Origin of the sequence: Mangrovibacter plantisponsor, assembly GCF_003182475.1 — a bacterium.
In the GTDB taxonomy this organism is placed as follows: Bacteria; Pseudomonadota; Gammaproteobacteria; order Enterobacterales; family Enterobacteriaceae; genus Mangrovibacter; species Mangrovibacter plantisponsor.
Window position 1 is genome coordinate 522,202 of record NZ_QGTS01000001.1, and the last position, 20,136, is coordinate 542,337.

16 protein-coding genes and 1 pseudogene are annotated in these 20,136 nt (G+C 51.9%); 3 read left to right on the plus strand and 14 right to left on the minus strand.

Annotated elements, in window-relative coordinates:
• Positions 1-108 precede the first annotated feature (108 nt).
• The 4 genes and pseudogenes from DES37_RS02505 to parC form a co-directional block, all read right to left on the minus strand.
• Positions 109-2,322, minus strand: a pseudogene (locus DES37_RS02505) (YgiQ family radical SAM protein); the annotation flags it as partial.
• A gap of 147 nt (positions 2,323-2,469) precedes the next feature.
• Positions 2,470-3,879, minus strand: a complete 1,410-nt coding sequence (gene ftsP, locus DES37_RS02510) for a cell division protein FtsP (RefSeq protein WP_110024708.1) — start codon at positions 3,877-3,879, stop codon at positions 2,470-2,472.
• Positions 3,880-3,948: 69 nt separating this feature from the next.
• Positions 3,949-4,707 carry a 1-acylglycerol-3-phosphate O-acyltransferase gene (locus DES37_RS02515; protein WP_110024709.1) on the minus strand — a complete coding sequence of 253 codons (759 nt, stop codon included), beginning with the start codon at positions 4,705-4,707 and terminating at the stop codon, positions 3,949-3,951.
• A gap of 236 nt (positions 4,708-4,943) precedes the next feature.
• Positions 4,944-7,211, minus strand: a complete 2,268-nt coding sequence (gene parC / locus DES37_RS02520) for a DNA topoisomerase IV subunit A (RefSeq protein WP_110024710.1) — start codon at positions 7,209-7,211, stop codon at positions 4,944-4,946.
• Positions 7,212-7,409: 198 nt separating this feature from the next.
• Here parC and DES37_RS02525 point away from each other — a divergent pair, with 198 nt between their 5' ends.
• Together DES37_RS02525 and DES37_RS02530 are read left to right on the plus strand one after the other, a co-directional pair.
• Positions 7,410-7,991: an NAD(P)H-dependent oxidoreductase gene (locus DES37_RS02525; RefSeq protein WP_036105697.1), complete on the plus strand. Its 582-nt coding sequence runs from the start codon at positions 7,410-7,412 to the stop codon at positions 7,989-7,991.
• A 30-nt stretch (positions 7,992-8,021) separates the two neighbouring features.
• Positions 8,022-8,339 (plus strand): putative quinol monooxygenase, encoded by a 318-nt coding sequence (locus DES37_RS02530; protein WP_110024711.1) that lies wholly within the window; start codon positions 8,022-8,024, stop codon positions 8,337-8,339.
• 120 nt (positions 8,340-8,459) lie between these two features.
• Here the strand turns inward: DES37_RS02530 and DES37_RS02535 are convergent, their stop codons facing one another.
• The 7 genes from DES37_RS02535 to argH are packed head-to-tail and all read right to left on the minus strand — an operon-like array spanning position 8,460 to position 15,545.
• Complete coding sequence (locus tag DES37_RS02535; RefSeq protein ID WP_110024712.1) at positions 8,460-9,857, minus strand: MmgE/PrpD family protein; 1,398 nt, start codon at positions 9,855-9,857, stop codon at positions 8,460-8,462.
• A complete protein-coding gene (locus tag DES37_RS02540; protein ID WP_245929946.1) occupies positions 9,850-10,755 on the minus strand; it encodes a polysaccharide deacetylase family protein in 906 nt (301 codons plus the stop codon). The genes DES37_RS02535 and DES37_RS02540 overlap by 8 nt, the downstream gene beginning before the upstream one ends.
• Positions 10,745-11,593 carry a polysaccharide deacetylase family protein gene (locus DES37_RS02545; protein ID WP_110024713.1) on the minus strand — a complete coding sequence of 283 codons (849 nt, stop codon included), beginning with the start codon at positions 11,591-11,593 and terminating at the stop codon, positions 10,745-10,747. The genes DES37_RS02540 and DES37_RS02545 overlap by 11 nt, the downstream gene beginning before the upstream one ends.
• Before the next feature lie 14 nt (positions 11,594-11,607).
• Positions 11,608-12,435, minus strand: coding sequence for an ABC transporter substrate-binding protein (locus DES37_RS02550; RefSeq protein WP_110024714.1), 828 nt, complete (start codon positions 12,433-12,435; stop codon positions 11,608-11,610).
• Positions 12,436-12,451: 16 nt separating this feature from the next.
• Positions 12,452-13,216, minus strand: a complete 765-nt coding sequence (locus DES37_RS02555) for an amino acid ABC transporter ATP-binding protein (protein ID WP_036105682.1) — start codon at positions 13,214-13,216, stop codon at positions 12,452-12,454.
• A gap of 12 nt (positions 13,217-13,228) precedes the next feature.
• Complete coding sequence (locus tag DES37_RS02560; RefSeq protein WP_110024715.1) at positions 13,229-14,107, minus strand: amino acid ABC transporter permease; 879 nt, start codon at positions 14,105-14,107, stop codon at positions 13,229-13,231.
• A 10-nt stretch (positions 14,108-14,117) separates the two neighbouring features.
• A complete protein-coding gene (argH, locus tag DES37_RS02565; RefSeq protein ID WP_110024716.1) occupies positions 14,118-15,545 on the minus strand; it encodes an argininosuccinate lyase in 1,428 nt (475 codons plus the stop codon).
• Positions 15,546-15,685: 140 nt separating this feature from the next.
• Between argH and DES37_RS02570 the strand changes: the two genes are divergently transcribed.
• Positions 15,686-16,684: a LysR family transcriptional regulator gene (locus tag DES37_RS02570; protein ID WP_110024717.1), complete on the plus strand. Its 999-nt coding sequence runs from the start codon at positions 15,686-15,688 to the stop codon at positions 16,682-16,684.
• Positions 16,685-16,790: 106 nt separating this feature from the next.
• Here the strand turns inward: DES37_RS02570 and parE are convergent, their stop codons facing one another.
• From parE to cpdA, 3 genes are read right to left on the minus strand one after another with little or no spacing between them, the layout of a single operon-like run.
• Positions 16,791-18,683: a DNA topoisomerase IV subunit B gene (parE, locus tag DES37_RS02575; RefSeq protein WP_036105669.1), complete on the minus strand. Its 1,893-nt coding sequence runs from the start codon at positions 18,681-18,683 to the stop codon at positions 16,791-16,793.
• A 39-nt stretch (positions 18,684-18,722) separates the two neighbouring features.
• On the minus strand, positions 18,723-19,298 hold the full coding sequence (yqiA, locus tag DES37_RS02580; protein WP_036105667.1) for an esterase YqiA: 576 nt from the start codon (positions 19,296-19,298) through the stop codon (positions 18,723-18,725).
• A complete protein-coding gene (gene cpdA, locus DES37_RS02585; RefSeq protein WP_036105664.1) occupies positions 19,298-20,125 on the minus strand; it encodes a 3',5'-cyclic-AMP phosphodiesterase in 828 nt (275 codons plus the stop codon). The genes yqiA and cpdA overlap by 1 nt, the downstream gene beginning before the upstream one ends.
• Positions 20,126-20,136: the final 11 nt, after the last annotated feature.

Below are 20,136 nucleotides of genomic sequence, written 5' to 3' on the forward strand. Positions count from 1 at the left end.
CCTGTTTTAGCCTTGTTTGGCCTGAGGTTTACGACGTTTTTGCGCCGCCTGAGGAGACCGCCCCGGTGTAGCCTGAGGCCCACGGCCTGCAGATGCGGCCTGAGGTGCGCGGCCAGTTGCTGCCTGAGATGTACGGCCTGCAGGCGCGGCCTGAGGTGCGCGGCCAGTTGCTGCCTGAGGAGACCGGCGCTGATGAGCCATTGGCGTATGGCGTGTCAGTGCTGTCTGGCTCTTACGGTTCTGGCGGCGCGCTTCGCGCATTTCTTCCATTGTTGGTGACGGCACCAGGCACTCGCGCCGCGGGCCTATCAGGTGCTTTTTCCCCATAGCTTCCAGTGCAGAGCGAATCAACGGCCAGTTGGCCGGATCATGGTAACGCAGCAAGGCTTTATGCAGGCGGCGTTGCTTGTCACCACGCGGCACCACAATATCCTCACTCTTGTAATTCACTTTGGATAACGGGTTTTTACCGGTGTAATACATCGTGGTGGCATTCGCCAGCGGCGACGGGTAGAAGTTTTGTACCTGGTCCAGGCGGAAACGGTGTTGCTTCAGCCACAATGCAAGGTTGACCATATCTTCATCCCGCGTACCAGGGTGCGCAGAAATAAAATAAGGGATCAGGTACTGCTCTTTACCTGCCTGTTTCGAATAGCTGTCAAACAGCTCTTTGAAGCGATGATAGCTTCCCATACCCGGCTTCATCATCTTCGACAACGGGCCTTCTTCGGTATGTTCAGGCGCAATCTTCAAATACCCACCCACATGGTGAGTTGCCAGTTCTTTAATGTAGCGCGGATCTTCAACTGCCAGATCGTAACGCACACCAGAAGCTATCAGGATCTTTTTAACACCACTCAGATCACGAGCACGGCGATACAAGTCAATTGTCGGCTGGTGATCGGTATCCATGTGCGGGCAGATATCCGGGTAAACGCAGGATAAACGGCGGCAGGTTTGCTCTGCGCGCGGGGATTTACAGCGCAACATATACATATTGGCGGTTGGCCCGCCCAGGTCGGAAATCACGCCCGTAAAGCCTGGCACCGTATCGCGGATCGCCTCGATTTCATTGATGATTGAATCTTCTGAGCGGCTCTGAATAATGCGCCCTTCATGTTCGGTAATAGAACAGAAAGTACACCCGCCGAAGCAACCACGCATAATATTGACTGAGAAACGGATCATTTCATACGCCGGAATACGGCTGTCGCCATATGACGGATGCGGTACACGTTTGTAAGGCAGTGCGAACACGCTGTCCATTTCTTCAGTGGAAAGCGGAATTGCCGGTGGGTTGATCCAGATATAGCGATCACCCTGTTTTTGCATTAATGCCCGAGCGCAACCGGGGTTAGTTTCATGGTGCAGAATACGTGAAGCATGGGCATACAACACTTTGTCGCCTTTTACTTTTTCATAGGAGGGCAACAGAATGTAAGTCTTTTCCCACGGCTTTTGCTTGAGTTTTGGCGGCTGTACCACGATAGCTTCAGCTTTTGCCCCCGCGCCCACTTCAACGGCTTTGTTATTATCCGCACAAGGCAAATCCTCGCCATAGGGATGCGGGATCGGGTCTATCTTACCGGGCGTGTCCAGGCGAGTGGAGTCCACCCCTTCCCAGCCAGGCAGTGCTTCACGAACGATGATTGCAGTATTGCGCACATCTTTAATTTCACTGATCGGCTCACCCTGCGATAAACGGTGTGCCACTTCCACCAGTGGGCGCTCGCCGTTGCCAAACATCAGCATATCTGCTTTGGCATCAACCAGTACGGAACGGCGAACGGTATCAGACCAGTAATCATAATGCGCGGTACGGCGCAGGCTGGCTTCAATACCGCCAAGGATCACCGGCACATCGCTCCAGGCTTCTTTACAACGCTGAGTGTAAACCAGGGTGGCACGATCCGGGCGTTTACCTGCGACGTTATCCGGTGTGTATGCGTCGTCGTGGCGCAATTTCCGGTCTGCCGTGTAGCGGTTAATCATGGAGTCCATATTGCCCGCAGTCACACCGAAGAACAGGTTGGGTTTACCCAGTGCCATAAATGCGTCTTTGCTGGTCCAGTCTGGCTGGGAAATAATCCCGACACGAAACCCCTGCGCTTCCAGCATACGGCCACAAATCGCCATCCCGAAACTCGGGTGGTCAACATAGGCATCACCAGTAACCAGAATAATATCGCAGCTATCCCAGCCTAATTGGTCCATCTCCTCGCGGGACATGGGCAGAAATGGGGCGGGACCAAAGCAGGCAGCCCAATATTGGGGCCATGAAAAGAGGTCGCGCTCGGGCTGAATCAGGCTGGTACGGCTCATATTGCTTCCGAAAAAAGGTAAAAAGATATCAAAGGGTCGCGATTATACGCCCGGTTAGTGCAGGAAAAGAAGAGGGCTGAACAAATTATGTTCACTTGGCTACCACCTGACACCCCTGAATGCTCAGTGATATCAGGTGGATAAGCATCAGGATGCAGGTTGAACTAATAGCTGCCCAATTGAGCCCCTGTCGGCCAGTTCCAGTGTCTGGCTGGAATACAGGAAGGGGAAATGCGGCCAGGACGGCTGGCCGAAATACACCAGCAATTCCACCTGCCCGTCAACCCAGACGGTATCTTTCCAGCCTCTGTCTTCCGGGAAGGGAGCAGCGCCATTCACATTCCGCACCTGGAACATGACACCTTCGATGTGGAAAGCCTGGGGCGTATCGGCGTGAACGGTCCAGCGCTCCCAGGTCCCTTGCAGGGTTTCAATATCAATGCGGTTCACGTCCCACAACTGACCATTAATACCCGGATCATCACCCAGAGAAATATCACGGCTGCGTGTCGAAGAACCGGCAATAATATCCTCAGGTAACAGGCGCGCAGGAAGTGGGGTGGTAACCAGGGGCAACAACCCTGTTGGGCGTAGCGTTAATACTAACGTTGAAATCAGAATGCTGGATGGTTCAAAAAAGCCACGAATGCGTTCCATTATGCCGGCAGATTCCCCGCAGGTAATGGAGACGGCATCACCATTACTCATATCCACCAGCACTTCACGGCGTTCACCGGGCGCAAGAGAGAGCTGAGAAACGGATACGGGTGCCGGTAAAAAACCCTGATCACTGGAAATAACGTGCAGCGGCCGGCCATCAGACATACGTAGCTGGTAACGCCGGGCATTCGACGCATTAAGCAAACGCAGGCGCACCCAGCCTCGCGAAACTTCGACATAAGGGCCCTGCACGCCATTGACCAGCAAGGTATCACCAATAAACCCGCCATCGGAAGGTTCGCTGTAGGTTGGCGCGCCAAAGTTATCCAGCCGTTTGTCCTGCAAAATTACCGGGAAATCATCCACTCCGTAGTGGTTAGGGACAGGCAATGATTTACTGACGTCATCTTCCACCAGCCACATCCCCGCCAGCCCTTTGTAAACCTGCTCGGCGGAACGGTTTGGCGTGTTTGCGCGGTACCACAACGTTGCAGCCTGCTGGCGAATCGGCAGCACCGGCGCCCAGTCTGCGTTAGGTGTCATCATGCGCGCCGAGCCGCCCATCAGAGGCCCCGGAACCTGCAACCCGGAAATCGTCATCGCGACATTTTCCGTTAACCGGTTGCTGTAAATCATTTTGACATCATCACCATTCCATACCCGAATGGTTGGCCCCATATAACGCCCGTTGAACCCCCATACCTGAGCACGCGTCCCGGCCGCAAATGACCAGTGAGCGCTTTGCAGCGTCAGAAACAAAGGTTGCCCGCGCCGGGACTCCAGCAATGGCGGAACAGGAAGAGGCAACTGGGTGGCAGCATTGGCTTTTAACGGCAACGCCCCCGCGCCCAGTGCAATGCCAGATGCCTGAATAAACTGACGCCGGCTGAGTGACATAATTGCTCCATGTAAACTGAATAAATTTGGCGGGACACCTTTCCCGCCTAAAAATGGCCAGAAAGAGGCTTAACGTTGTTCGTTTTTCTCGGACGTAACTTTTCCCGCTTCACGCAAAGCAACTTCTTCATCCAGTGCGCGAATTTTTTCTTCCATCAACTGGCGGCAATGCGCAGACAGTTCACGGACCTGATCTTTACCAAAGCCACTGGTATCAATGGGTGGCAACATTTCAACTATCACCAGCCCATTACGCCAGCGATTAAGTTTAATTTTATTGCTGGTGTTGGAAACACAGATAGGAATGACAGGCACTCCGGCAGCCAGCGCGGCATGAAATGCCCCTGCTTTAAAAGGCAATAAGCCACGACCACGGCTTCGCGTTCCTTCCGGAAACATCCAGATGGAGATATTACGCTCGCGAATCTGCTGAACTACCTGGGCAATCGTACCATGTGCTTTTGCCCGGTTATTGCGATCTATCAGCAGATTGCCTGTCAGCCAGTACAACTGCCCAAAAAAGGGGATCCACAATAAACTTTTTTTGCCCACCGTTACGGTTGATGGCTGAACTATGTAAGACGCCGTAACCATATCGTAGTTGTTCTGGTGGTTGGCAATATAAATAGCATTACCAAAATTTTCCGCGCCGGATGGTTTGCGGATTTCCACAGTTAACCCAAATACAGTCGAAAGGCGGGCAAAAAGGTGGCCAAACGTGGCGACATGGCGCGGGTTTCTGGGGCTGAAGAGGCAGTAAATCGAACCGAAAACACACACCAAAATACTGTAGAATACGACAATAATAAAACGAATAATCAAAAGCATAGCAACCTCTGAAGACACAGGCGATGTTCACCAGAGCCCTGGTATAATTTCAGTTTCAGGCAGGGTTCAACGCCTTTTATCCTGTCCCCTGAATAACATTAGCAACCACTATTTGCAGACCAGCTATTCACCATAACTGGAGCAAGCATTGTCAGACGCTTCGCCATAACAAACAATGGTGAGGTGAAAAAAATCATACGAATTCAGGGGAGTGAGGCACCACTCCCCTGTTCTTTTTATGCCTCGCTCTCGTCATCAGAGCGGGCTGGCGAGTCTATCTCGATATTATCAATCCGTTGCAAGCCACGCATAACCGCTCCCCGGCGCCCACGTTCCGCATGGACTTTTTGCAACTCTTCCGGGCGCAGTTTCAGCTTCCGTTTACCTACATGGATTGTTACCGTGCTTTGTGGTGGCAGAACACGCAACCAGGCCAGTTTATCTTTCCCGCTCGCGGCATCGGCCGCAGGGATGGAGATAATTTTGTTGCCTTTACCTTTCGAGAGTTGCGGTAAATCACGAACCGGGAACATCAGCATACGCCCGGCGGTAGTAATCGCCAGTAACATATCATCATCATGATTTACCCATAACGGCGGCAATGCACGGGCATTTTCCGGCAGGCTAATCATTGCTTTACCCGCACGGTTACGGGCAACCAGGTCATTAAAGGTACACACAAAACCGTAACCGGCATCGGAAGCCATTAACAGTTTCTGCTCATCCGGAGCCATCAGAACCTGTTCAACCACCGCACCCGGCGGCAGCGTCAGTTTACCGGTAAGCGGTTCCCCCTGCCCACGGGCAGACGGCAGGTTCACCGGGTCCAGCGCATAGCTGCGCCCGGTGGAATCAATAAATACCACAGGCTGGTTGGACTTGCCTTTGGCCTCGGCCATAAAACTGTCGCCCGCTTTATAATTTAACCCGGCGGCATCAATATCATGGCCTTTGGCACTGCGAACCCAACCCATTTGCGACAACACAATCGTAACGGGTTCTGACGGCATCATTTCATGGTCGCTCATCGCCTTCGCTTCACTACGTTCGTGTAACGGAGAACGGCGGTCATCGCCATAAGCCTGCGCATCTGCCTGTAACTCTTTTTTCAGCAGGTTATTCATTTTCCGCTCAGAAGCGAGAATGCCCTGCAGTGTATCGCGTTCTTTTTCCAGATCACTCTGCTCACCACGGATTTTCACTTCTTCCAGGCGGGCAAGGTGGCGTAATTTCAGTTCAAGAATCGCTTCCGCCTGGGTATCTGAGATACCAAAGCGCGACATCAGCGCTGGCTTCGGTTCATCTTCAGTACGGATGATTTCAATAACTTCATCAATATTCAGGAACGCAACCAACAAACCTTCGAGGATATGCAGGCGTTTCAGCACTTTCTCAAGCCGGAAACTCAGGCGGCGGCGCACTGTATCACGACGGAAAACTAACCACTCGCTGATAATTTCATGCAGGTTTTTAACCGCCGGGCGGCCATCCAAACCAATCATGTTCAGGTTAACGCGGTAGCTTTTCTCAAGGTCGGTAGTGGCAAACAGGTGGTTCATAACCTGTTCCATATCCACGCGATTAGAGCGCGGCACAATCACCAGGCGAGTCGGGTTCTCGTGGTCGGACTCATCGCGCAGGTCGTCAACCATGGGCAGTTTTTTCGCCCGCATCTGGCTGGCGATTTGTTCCAGAACCCGTGCACCTGAAACCTGGTAAGGCAGCGCAGTAATAACCACAGCGCCATCTTCTTTATTCCAGACAGCGCGCATGCGCACAGAACCACGCCCGTTCTGGTAAATGCGACGGATATCTTCACGGGAGGTAATGATTTCCGCTTCAGTGGGGTAATCCGGCCCATGGATTATATCCAGCAAGGCATCCAGCGTGGTTTTTGGGTTTTCAATCAGGGTTACTGCAGCCTGAGCCACTTCACGCAGGTTATGAGGCGGAATATCTGTCGCCATCCCCACAGCAATGCCTGTGGTGCCGTTTAACAGAATATTTGGTAAACGGGCTGGCAGCATTTTCGGTTCGCTGAGCGTCCCGTCAAAGTTAGGAACATAATCAACCGTTCCCTGGCCCAGTTCACTAAGCAGTACTTCGGCATAACGCGACAAACGGGATTCGGTATAACGCATCGCTGCGAAGGACTTCGGATCATCCGGTGCCCCCCAGTTCCCCTGGCCGTCTACCAGTGGATAGCGGTAGGAGAAGGGTTGCGCCATTAGCACCATTGCTTCGTAGCAGGCGCTGTCGCCATGGGGATGGTATTTACCCAGAACATCACCAACGGTACGTGCCGACTTTTTGAATTTAGCCGCTGCATTGAGCCCCAGTTCAGACATGGAGTACACAATACGCCGCTGAACGGGTTTCAGCCCATCGCCAATAAATGGTAATGCGCGATCCATGATGACGTACATGGAATAATTGAGATACGCACTTTCCGTAAATTCATGTAGAGCACGGCGCTCTACGCCGTCATGAGTAATCTCACTCATTAATTCTTAACCCTCAAACTGACTGGCCGAAGCAAAGTTGAATGGCACTATTGTCGCCGATAGTACCCTATCTGGCGTAGAGAGTCACAAGAAGCGCATTATTGCTCCCAGAGCAAAAGTCTTTGCCTGTCTTTCCACTACAGGTGTGACGCACATCACGATAAAATCTTCTGCATCTTAACTTATCGGAAAGAGACCATGAGTAACATACTGATTGTTAATGGTGCCAAGTCATTTGGACATTCCGCCGGCCAACTGAATAATACGCTGACCGAAGAAGCTGTAGCTCAATTACGTGAGCTGGGCCACGAAGTAACAGTGAGCGTTGCCGACAGCGATTACAATGTTGACGATGAAGTTGCCCGCTTCCTGGCAGCTGACGCCATTATCTGGCAAATGCCTGGTTGGTGGATGGGCGCGCCCTGGACCGTTAAAAAATACATAGATGACGTGTTCACCGCAGGCCATGGCAGCCTGTACGCCAGTGATGGCCGTACCCGTTCAGACGCCAGCAAAAAATATGGTTCAGGCGGCCTGCTGCAGGGTAAAAAATATATGCTGTCACTGACCTGGAACGCTCCACTGGAAGCATTTACCGACAAAGAACAGTTCTTCCACGGCGTAGGGGTGGATGGCGTCTACCTGCCGTTCCACAAAGCCAATCAGTTTATTGGCCTGGAAAGTTTACCCACGTTTATTGCCAACGATGTGATTAAGCAACCAGATGTGCCGCATTATATTGCACAATATCGCGAGCATCTGCGGGCAATTTTTGCTTAACTGTTAGCACATTTAAAAAGGAGTGAATTTATGCTGACAGTGATTGCTGAAATTCGCACACGTCCAGGCGCTCATCATCGCCAGGCCGTGCTGAATGAATTTAAAACCCTGGTACCTGTTGTTCTTCAGGAAGAAGGTTGCCATGGCTACACCCCAATGGTGGATGAGAACACCTCTCTGGATTTTCAGGCAACTGCACCTGATTCCATTGTGATGGTTGAAGTGTGGGAAAGCGCCGCACATCTCAAAGCGCACCTGGAAACGCCGCATATGAAAGCATTCGGGGAAAAAACGAAGAATGATGTGCTGGATATGCACATTCGCATTCTGAAACCCGGCATCGCCTGATTTCACTCCAGTGCCAGGCACAACATAACTGTGCTGGCGTTTCTAAAAAGAAGGAAAACCCGGTTTTCCTTCTTTTTTGTTTCTGCTGTATTCTGCTTTTTTAAGCAACGTTCACCCGTTTCACCGCGCAGCCTCGTCCCTTGTTTGTGCTTCTTCCCGGCTAAGTATATTGAGTAACGCAGCAGTATCCGGGTAACCATCCAAATGCAGGCAAATCTGCTCGAGTTCTCTGCAGAGCGCCTCCGGCAACACCCGGCTGGCAAGCTGGTGGAATTTTGCCAGCAATGCCTCATCACTCAGGGGGTTTCCCGGAGAACCTGAAGGTACCGGCACCTGAACCTGCGCCACACGGCCACTGGTAGTGTGCAAGATAACCACCGGTTCTTCATCACCTTGTTGAGACGCATCAACTTCCAGAATAATGCGCGCCATCATATCGCTCACTTGTGGCGAAAGCCGCTTTTCTTCGCTGTAACTTTCCAGCCCGGCACTGCCGTAACATAAACGCGCAGCCAACGCATAAGGCAGGCTCATTTGTGCCGCAGCCAGGCTGTCAGTTGACCGGCCACCGCACATCTCCATTAAAAATGGGTTCAGCCGGACATGTATGCGCTGCACCTGAGCTAAAGGCTGCACAGATAACAACTGGTTCAGTGCATCAACCGCTGAATGGGTTCCCCGGCATGAGGCATAAGGTTTGATTGAGCAACGCGCCAGTTTCCAGACTTGCCCGAGCGATGCCACCAGTGCCTCAGGTAGCTGGCTGTGAGGTGCAATGGTTTGCAAAAAACCGCCCCATTTTTCAGCGAAAATAGCACCCGGCCCCTGAATGCCTCTTTGTGCCAGTTGCGCGGCAAACAGCCCACTCTCAGCAGCCCGGCCAGCATGCAGTTTTTTAGTTTGTGAACCATCGTGTATAAAAGCCCACAGGCCACTACTGAAACTGCCCGCAATACCTAGGGCAGCACTGCACTGAGCAGGGGGCAACCGGAGCAGGTTGCATACTGCGGCAGTGGCACCAAATACCCCGCAAGTTGCCGTCGAGTGCCAGCCTGCTTCGTTATGAGCGTTATAACCGCCACAGGCTTCCAGCACACGGCGGCCAATGTCATAGCCAATAATAAACGCGGTCAGCAAACGCTGCCCGTCAACAACGTTCCCCACCAGCGGTAATGCCGCGAGAATGGCCGGCATTACCACCGCTCCGGAGTGGTCACAGCCACCGGTATCATCCAGTTCATACATATGTGCAGCAACACCATTCAGCCAGGCCGACTGGCGCGGGGTTACCCGCCACGCCTGCCCGACAAGAAGGGACTGTGCATGCCCACCTTCTTCCCTGGCTAATGCAGCACACTGATGCCAGATATCACTGTCTGTGCCTGCGAGCATAGCGCCCAGGGTATCTAAAAAATGGCGTTTGGCTTTTTCCACCAGGTGCGGCGGAAAATCGCTGTAGCCTGTAGAGGCAATGAACTCACCCAGCGAGTGCGCATAATCAATCACTGGTTCAGCCATGATTTTGCTCCCACAACCGCTGGAATATTTCCGCCGGGTGGTCTGGCGTATTAGCGGGTTGAGAAGAACGCCAGTGTTCGGCCACAGACTCCGCGGTGGTTAACCAGACGGGTTGTTGTTGCAACGTATCAATCAGCGCTTCCAGTAATGAAATTCGGCCTGCCGTCCCCATAATTTCCGGGTGTAAACGGAGTAAGTAACACAAACCGAACCGGTGATAACCGTAAAAATCCTGGGTCATGTTCGCCAGTGTTTCCTGGTAGGACGCAATACGCGACTGGCCAGGTGGTACTGCCGGGCTGAGGTTAAACGCGAAATAGGGTTCATCTTCCAGTTCATAATGCAGCGGTAACTCAACCAGAGGTGTGCCCGGATGGAAATACGGCAGGTCATCGCCCCGCCAGCATGAAGACCACTGAAACCCCATGCCGCTCAGTGCCTGAGCAAACCCGGGTTTCCACTGCCCGGCAGGAGTACGAAAACCCCGTGGCGCACGGCCACATAACGCTGTCAGTTTCTCTGTAGCGCGGCGCGCACAGGCAACCTGCTCTTCCAGGCTCATAGCGGAAAAATCTTCGTGCTGGTCGCCAGCGCAGGCAACTTCGTGCCCTTCTGCCAAAATCCGTTCCAGCAGCAGTGGCTGTTCTTGCGCCACAATGGCAGGCAGGCACCAGGTGGTTTTCACCTGTTTTTTCGCCAGCAGATTCAGTAAACGGTCCACACCGCGCAGCGTGCCATAGCGCCAGACAGACAATGTTTTATCCCGCCCTTCAACAGCAGGAGCCTGGGTCAAAATGCCGTAGATATCATTAAAATCAATGGTGATAACCGCAGCAGAACGGTACCCCTGCGGCCAGGGCGAAGTACTCCCGGTAAACATTGTGTTTTTATCCGGCATGTTGACACTCCTGCATATACCACTCAGCGACGGCATCACAGCGGGCAAACCACACGTCGTCACGGGAAGTCATATGGGCAAAGAATTTCTCCAGCAACAAAATGCGTCCGGGCTGCCCGGAGATTTTGGGGTGGAACAAAGTTGTCAGGCATAATCCTTCATCCATGGCGCCATCAAATTCCCGTTGCCAGTTATCCAGCGTCAGTGCATAGCTGGCAGTACGGTCTCCCCCTTTGGGGAAATCCGGGTTTCGGGTATAAGCCAGTGAGGCGTAGTCATCCATTTCCCACTTACCAGGAATTTCCACCAGGGGCGGGAAACCCGCAACCTCAATGCAATAAGGGCGATCATCGCCACGCATACTGCTCGAATAGAGAACACCTGCCGCTTTGAGCACTTCAGGGGTACTGGCATGCCAGTCTCCCGACGGGGTACGAAACCCCCGTGCGGTGATACCTAAATAGCGTTGAAAGATTTCTGCGGATTTCGCCATCACTGCATGTTGTTCATCAGGGCTCAGGGCAAAAAACGATTCATGCCGATAACCATGAAACGCAACTTCATGCCCCTGCTCCACGATGGCGCGGCATTGTTCCGGCCAGTGCTCAACAACCCAGGCCGGAACAAAAAACGTGGCAGGTAACTGAAAGTCTTGCAGTAAATCGAGCAAACGACCGAGTGCCCGAAATGGCCCATACGAGCCAAAGGTAAAGTACTCCGGCGAAGACCAGATACTGCCATTAAGCATGGCATCGCCAGTTGGCCCATCTAAATCAAACGCCAGCGCCATACAACCGCGTTTTCCCTCAGGCCAACGCAATTCACCCGGTGATTGCATCATCTGCTCCTGCTTTAGCCCTGGTTGACGGTGGCTTTGGCAACACCGTTATCTGATAAGCCCCATTTAGTGAGGATTTTTTGATAGGTGCCATTAGCAATCATGTCATTCAACGCGCCCTGAATGGCATCACGTAATGCAGTGTTGTCCTTGCCAATCGCCATCCCGGTGTACTGGAAGGCGAATGCTTTATCCAGTGGCTTAAAGGTTCCCTTTTCGAGGCCCATAATGTAAGGCAGCGTTTCGCTCCCCTGCACAGCTGCATCCAGGCGGCGCTGGCGTAACTGCGTGCGTGCATCCGCGCTACCTTCAGTACCCACAACCACAACGGCCGGTTTACCCGCAGCTTCGCAATGGGATTTGCTCCAGTTAGCAATTTCCTGCGGGAATGTAGTACGGCGGCTGGTGCCAACATGTTTGCCACACAAATCAATATCATGCTGGAGATCCTGACGGGCGGTCAGCGTGTAAAACTGTGGGCCGGTTTTGAAGTAGTCAATAAAATCGACCACTTTCTGGCGTTCTTTGGTATCTGTCATACCTGACATCACCATATCGACTCGTTTGGTTACTACAGCATTGACCATCTGCTCAAACGCGATTTCCTGCCAGTTCACTTTGATACCCAGCTCTTTGCCAATGGCAACGCCCAGATCGTAATCCACACCGGTTAACTGATTGCTGGTCGGGTCTTTAAAATCCATTGGCGGGTAGTTCGGCATAATTGCCACGGTAATTTCGCCTTTTGCCTTAATGGATGCTGGTAATTCAGTTGCCGCCCAGGTGCTGGAGGCCTGGACAACGAGTGCAGTTGCTATCACGCTCAGAAACACGTTCTTCATGGTTTACCCCGGTTAATTAAAGGAGAATGGCATTAATGAAATTTTTCATCCGCGGGTTACGCGGGTTGAGCAGAATCTCTTCTGGTGCGCCCTGCTCAATAATCTGGCCTTCATCCATAAACACCACCTGGTTGGCAACCTCGCGGGCAAAGCCCATTTCGTGGGTCACCACCAGCATTGTTGTGCCCTCCTGCGCCAGTTGACGCATGACAGCCAACACTTCCCCCACCATTTCGGGATCCAGTGCCGAAGTGGGTTCATCGAACAGCATCAGTTTTGGTTTCATGGCCAGTGCCCGGGCAATGGCAACGCGCTGCTGTTGCCCGCCAGAGAGCGACTGCGGGTAGGCGTGTGCTTTGTTTGCCAAACCAACCCGCTCCAGCAATGCCATTGCTTCTTCAGTTGCTTCGCGTTTTGGGCGCAATAACACATTGCATGGGCCTTCAGTGATATTCTCCAGCGCAGTTTTATGGGGAAATAAGTTAAAGCGCTGGAAAACCATGCCGGTATGCAGGCGCTGGCGGGCAATTTGTTTGTCACTGAGCGGGTACAGCTTATCGCCCGCAATGCGATAGCCAGCCAATTCGTTGTCTATCCAGATCCCGCCCCTGTCCACCTTTTCAAGCTGGTTAATACAACGCAGAAAGGTACTTTTCCCTGAACCAGATGGCCCGAGAATGCACATCACCTCGCCGTAATTCACCTCCAGACTGACATCTTTCAGCGCGTGGAACTGGTCAAAATATTTGTTCACCTTCATGGCACGAACAATGTTTCTCATGAGGCTCTCCAGTTACTGGCGGCGGCGATGACCGCGGGAGAAATAACGCTCCAGTTGGCTTTGGCCAAAAGAGAGCACCGTGACAATCATCAGATACCAAATACCAGCCACAAACAGCAGCTCCATCACACGCGCGTTAGCGAAGTAGATGTTTTGCGTGTTGTAGAGCAATTCGGAGTACTGAATCATGCTCGCCAGACTGGTCGTTTTGATCATGCTGATAAATTCATTACCAATTGGCGGCAGAATAACTCGCATCGCCTGGGGCAAAATAATGCGGCGTAAAGCCTGCAGGCGCGGCATGCCAATAGATTTCGCCGCTTCATACTGGCCAATATCCACAGACAGCAAACCGGCACGAACCACTTCGGAGGTATACGCTCCCTGGTTGATACTCAGCCCCAGCAAAGCGGCCAGAAATGGTGTCATTACGTGTACGGTTTGCACACTGAACAGGCCGGGTATGGAAATCACCGGGAATACCAGTGCGAGGTTGAACCACAGCAGTAATTGCAGAATCAGTGGAGTGCCACGAAAAATCCAGGCATAGACCACTGCGAGGTAATGCAACACCGGGTTGGGCGACATATACATAATTGCCGCCACCACACCAAAAACCACGCCCAGCATCATGGCCAGAATCGACATAATCAGGGTGTTCATCACCCCCTGAAGAATGGCTTTGGCCGTAAAAAACTGCCCGACATAGCGCCATTCAATATTGCCGTGGGCAAAAGCATTCACCAGCATTGCCACCAGGAACAAAATCACAACCGAGGCAGTAATTCGCCCGTAGTAACGGCGCGGGACGACCTGGTATTTATCCAGGTCATACTGTGTGCGGCTGTTGTGCGCCGGTGATGATGTTGCAAGCGGGGTTGATTGTTCCATCCTGCCTCCTTCAGGCTCGCGGCCCTGTGTAATCCCGGGTCCAGCGCAACTGGGATTCAGTCAGTGTTTGCAGGCGGGCTAACTGCTGTTCAACACAGTGCGGCGCGGTGCCACCGAAACCGTGGCGGGCAGCTAATGCCGCTTCCAGAGTCAGGGCCTCGCGAACGTCAGGTGTCAGGCGCTCATCTACCGATTGCAGTTGGGCATCGCTCAGCGCATCCAGCGCGCACTGCTGTTGTTCGCACAGTTGTACCAGTTGCCCAGTAATTTCATGGGCATGTTTAAATGGCACCCCGCGCATTGCCAGCCAGTCCGCCACCTCTGTTGCCAGGGTGAAGCCTTCTGGCGCCTGCTGAGCCATTCTTTGTGTATCGAATTTCAGGGTGGCAACCATGCCAGACATGGCAGGCAGAACCAGTAACAGGGTCTCTACCGCATCAATGACATTGCGCTTGTCATCACTTAAATCCCGGTTATAGGAGAGTGGCATCGCTTTCATGGTGGTCAGTAATGCCATCAGGTTTCCGACCAGGCGACCACTGCGCCCACGGGTCAGCTCGGCAATATCCGGGTTTTTCTTTTGCGGCATAATCGAGCTACCCGTGGCATAGCTGTCATCCAGTTCAACCCAACGGAACTGGCGAGATGACCAGAGGCAGACTTCCTCGCACAAGCGCGACAGGTTGACGGCTATCATGGCAGTCACAAACAAGAATTCCGCGGCAAAATCACGGCTGGCAACGGCATCAATAGAGTTCTCACAGGCTGCGATATACCCCAGTTCCTGCGCTGCAAGCTCCGGTTGGCGGGCAATAGCGGAACCAGCCATGGCCGCAGCGCCCAGAGGGCAGTATGCACTGCGCTGATCCCAGTCCTGCATACGTGAAATATCCCGGGCGAAAGACTGAGCGTGAGCCAGTAACTGGTGTCCAAAAACAATGGGCTGAGCCTGCTGAAGGTGGGTAAAACCTGGAGCAACACTGTTAAGATGCTGGGCTGCCTGCCCCATCAGAGCCTGTTGTAACTCCAGCAATGCACTGGCTACACGGCGCCCGTTATCCCGCAGGTAGAGACGCAAATCATTCACTGTCTGGTCATTACGAGACCGGCCTGCGCGTAACTTGCCGCCCAATTCCCCCAGGCGTTCAACCAGTACACGTTCAATAAATGTATGAACGTCTTCATCCGCAATAATCGGTGAAACCAGCCCGGCACGAAAATCCTGGTCCAGCTTATCAATCGCCACCAGCATGGCTGATAACTCTTCAGCACTGAGCAACCCGGCTCTTTCCAGCTCTCTGGCATGGGCCCGGCACCCGGCGAGATCGTAAGGAGCCAGTGAGAAATAGTGCTCTGGGCTGCGTGATAACGCACTCAGGCTCGCGGCTGGGGCGGATTTAAAACGCGCTCCCCAAAGGCGCTCTGCATTTTCAGACATGCTGTTTCCCTTTCAAGACGGCGATAAATGATTTCGTTTCCGGTAATAATAAAAACTTATTTTTACAATCACTGGAAAACTTAATTCATTTCATGTTCACTGTACTTTTACCGCAATATTTACGGAGTTAAATAGTAAAAATGGAAAGTAAAGTTTCTCATTATGGAAACATGGCAAGTCCGGGCAATGGAAACAGCGCGATGAATCGTAATGACGGAACAACACTTTCATTAAATAACATCGACCTTAAATTACTGCGGGTGTTTAAATGTGTGGTTGAAGCCGGGGGAATGACGGCGGCCAGCCATGAACTGAATATTGGCCTTGCCGCAATTAGCAAACAGGTTTCCGACCTTGAAATACGCCTTGGGATGACCTTATGTAGCCGCGGGCGCGAAGGATTTGAATTGACTGAATATGGTGTAAACGTATACCAGGCAACACTGGAACTCTTTGTTTCACTTAATACTTTCCGTGAGAGGGTTCACAGCAGCCGCAATGAAGTTCTTGGAGACATCGCAATTAGCGTGGTTGATAATACTATTTCAGACACTCAATCACCTGTCACCAAAGCGGTGCAACAATTGCACCAGAATGCACCAAAAGTAAATATCCGCCTGCAGACATCACAATTAGAAGATATAGAAAGAGGTATTAGCGAGGGGCGTTTTCATTGTGGAATTGGCCCTGTATACGAAAAAAAAGAAGCCTTTGAATATTTCCTTTTATATCATGAAACCTCGAAAATTTATTGTTCTTCATCTCACCCATTATTTAATAAAGAAGCGGAAAATAATGTTTCTATTGATACAATAAAACAACAAAAAATGATTAATCACATGTATGTTTCACACCGCGATACCAGTGGTATCCTGCCGGTTCACGACACAAAAATACAGGCTGTTCAGGTAGAGTCAGTTGCTATGCTAATATTAACCGGGCACTTTATTGGTTACCTCCCGGAACATTATGCGCAAAGCTATATTGATCGGGGCTTACTGCAGGCACTCAGTAATGAAAAGCTGGTGGCAGAAACACCTTTTTATCTGATGCTAAAAAAAGGAAAAAAAATTAACCCGGTGATTAATTTATTTATGCAGGCATTAGCCATCAATGAGGCTGCGGTTGCATCATTATGAGGCAACACGCTTATACAGGTGAGCCTGCGACGTGCCAACGGGCATAAAAAAACCCTGTGATTCGGGCTTTACGCCTCCACCATCAGGGTTGTTAACCGGCAATCAATCAGACTTCGATATCCACCATATCGCCTTTTTCCTGCAACCAGTTACGGCGGTCTTCAGAACGTTTTTTCGCCAATAACATATCCATCATTGACTGGGTACGCTCTTCATCGTCATCGCTAATGGTTAACTGCACCAGGCGGCGGGTATTGGGATCCAGCGTCGTTTCACGTAACTGTAGCGGGTTCATTTCACCCAGCCCTTTAAAGCGCTGAACGTTTGGTTTACCGCGTTTACGCTTAAGCTGCTCCATGACACCGTCTTTTTCTTCGTCAGTCAGGGCGTAATAAACTTCTTTACCCAGGTCGATACGATACAGCGGTGGCATTGCCACATACACATGGCCTGCTTTCACCAGCGGGCGGAAATGGCGCACAAACAGCGCACACAGCAATGTAGCAATGTGCAGGCCATCGGAGTCAGCATCCGCCAGGATACAAATCTTACCGTAGCGCAGTTGGGTTAAATCGTCGCTGTCGGGATCAATACCAATGGCGACGGAAATATCATGCACTTCCTGGGAGCCCAGCACTTCGTCTGAAGACACTTCCCAGGTGTTCAGGATCTTACCTTTCAAAGGCATGATGGCCTGGTACTCACGGTCGCGAGCCTGTTTTGCCGAACCCCCTGCGGAATCCCCTTCCACCAGAAAAAGCTCGGTACGATGCAAATCCTGGGCGGTACAGTCTGCCAGCTTACCAGGCAGGGCCGGGCCACTGGTCAGTTTCTTACGCACAACTTTTTTAGCGGCTCTCAGACGGCGCTGCGCGCTGGCAATCGCCAGTTCAGCCAGTTGTTCTGCCGCCTGCACGTTCTGGTTCAGCCACAAGCTGAAAGCATCTTTTACCACACCAGAGACAAATGCCGCACACTGGCGCGATGACAGGCGTTCTTTGGTCTGCCCGGCAAACTGCGGATCCTGCATTTTGACAGACAGTACGTAAGCACAGCGTTCCCAAATATCGTCAGCAGATAATTTCACACCACGCGGCAAAATATTGCGGAATTCACAAAACTCGCGGATACCATCCAGCAGCCCCTGGCGCAGACCGTTAACATGAGTCCCGCCCAGCATGGTAGGGATCAGGTTGACATAGCTTTCAGTGAGCAGTTCACCACCTTCCGGCAACCACAGCAGTGCCCAGTCAACGGCTTCGGCTTCACCAGAAAAGTTACCCACAAATGGCTTTTCCGGAAGTGTCACCAGACCATTAACAGCTTCACACAGGTAGTCTGTCAGGCCATCCTGGTAGCACCAACGCTGTTCGGTGTTGTTCACTTCATCGCGGAAAGTGATTTCAACGCCCGGGCACAGTACTGCTTTCGCTTTCAGCAAATGCGACAGGCGAGAAACAGAGAAGCGCGGGCTGTCGAAAAATTGTTCATCAGGCCAGAAATGCACGCTGGTACCGGTATTACGTTTACCGCAGGTCCCTGTCACATGCAGTTCTTCAACTTTATCGCCATTTTCAAACGCAATGCCATACACCTGGCCATCGCGTTTAACTGTGACTTCAACCCGTTTGGATAACGCGTTGACAACCGAGATACCCACCCCGTGTAATCCACCAGAGAACTGGTAGTTTTTATTGGAGAATTTCCCCCCGGCGTGTAAACGGCACAGAATAAGCTCAACCGCCGGAACGCCTTCTTCCGGGTGAATATCGACAGGCATACCACGCCCGTCATCAATGACTTCCAGCGACTGATCCGCATGGAGAATTACGTCAACTTTTTTGGCATGGCCTGCCAGCGCTTCATCCACGCTGTTATCAATAACCTCCTGACCAAGGTGGTTAGGGCGCGTGGTGTCAGTGTACATTCCCGGGCGACGGCGAACCGGCTCAAGCCCGGTAAGTACCTCAATGGCATCAGCGTTATAGGATTGCGTCATGGTTTTTCGCTGCTCAACTAAGGAAGAAGATACCTGGTACTAACTCAGCCCCAGGAAATCAATAATCTGTGTGAAATGATGCTCAAAGCCGGTGAATGCATGATTACCGCCTTCTTCAATATGCTGGCGGCAAGGGGCGTAATAAGCCACTGCCTGGCGGTAATCCAGCACTTCATCACCCGTTTGCTGCAACAACCAAAGTAAATCGGGTGCTTCCAGCGGGTCAACCTGCATGACTTTGAGATCATAAATATGGCGAGACTCTAGCACATATTGCTGGCCGGTGTATGGGTTCTCATTGTTTCCCAGAAAATCTGCCAGTAATTCAAAAGGGCGTACAGCCGGATTCACAACCACAGCAGGCAACATAAAACATTGCGACAACCATGTGGCGTAGTACCCACCTAATGATGAACCCACAATGCCCATGTGTTCCCCTCCTCTGGCCATCACAATAGATTCAAGCATTTCTGCGGCGTCGGCCGGGTAAGGAGGTAACTGAGGGATAACCATGGTGATGTCAGGATGATGTTCAGCCAGCCAGTTTTTCATACTGGTGGCTTTAGCAGAACGTGGTGAGCTGTTGAAACCATGGAGATAAAGAAGAGTGGCCATTAATAACCTTCAGAATCAGTATCGGGGCTGAAAGCACTGCCCGACAAACGACAAACTTCAGTTGTCAACGAACCATCAGGGTGCAGTGTTATCCAGCGCCATCCTGGAGCAATCGTGTCCAGCGTAAAATTGGCGCAATGTGGCTTGAACTGCACGCAAGTAGACGGTGTGGCCATCATCCGGCGCCCATTCCAGTCTACATCCATTTCCTGGTGGATATGCCCACACAGCAAGTGTTTCACTCCGGCATAACGTTGCAACACATCATCAAGTGCCTGAGCATTGCGCAGGCTGTGTTGATCAAGCCAGCTGCACCCGGCAGGCAGAGGGTGGTGATGCAACAGCAACAAAGTTTGCCGGTCAGGGTTTTCAGCCAGTTTTTTTTCCAGCCACTCAAGCTGGTATTCGCTCAGTTCACCATGGGGCACACCGAAAACCTGGCTATCAAGCAGCACAATCTGCCAGCTTTTCCCTGCCAGTACCTGCTTTGAAGACGAAATACCCGATTCTTTCAGCGAGCTGAACATTGCGGGTTGAAAATCATGATTACCAGGCAGCCAGACACAAGGCGCCGCCAACGAAGAAACCCCTTCAGCGAAGTGCTGATAGGCTTCGTTGCTCTGGTCCTGTGCTAAATCCCCGGTGGCAACTATCAGATCACACGGGCGGGCCTCTTTGTGGATAGCCGCCAGCACTGCCCGGTAGCTTGACCAGGTGTTAACGCCCAACAGCGTTTCATCTTTCCCGGCAAATAAATGGGTGTCAGTAATTTGTAGTATCCTGATACTGGCTTCATCAGCAGCAGGTATTGTCAACAGGCTTTCCAAATGGTGTCCTT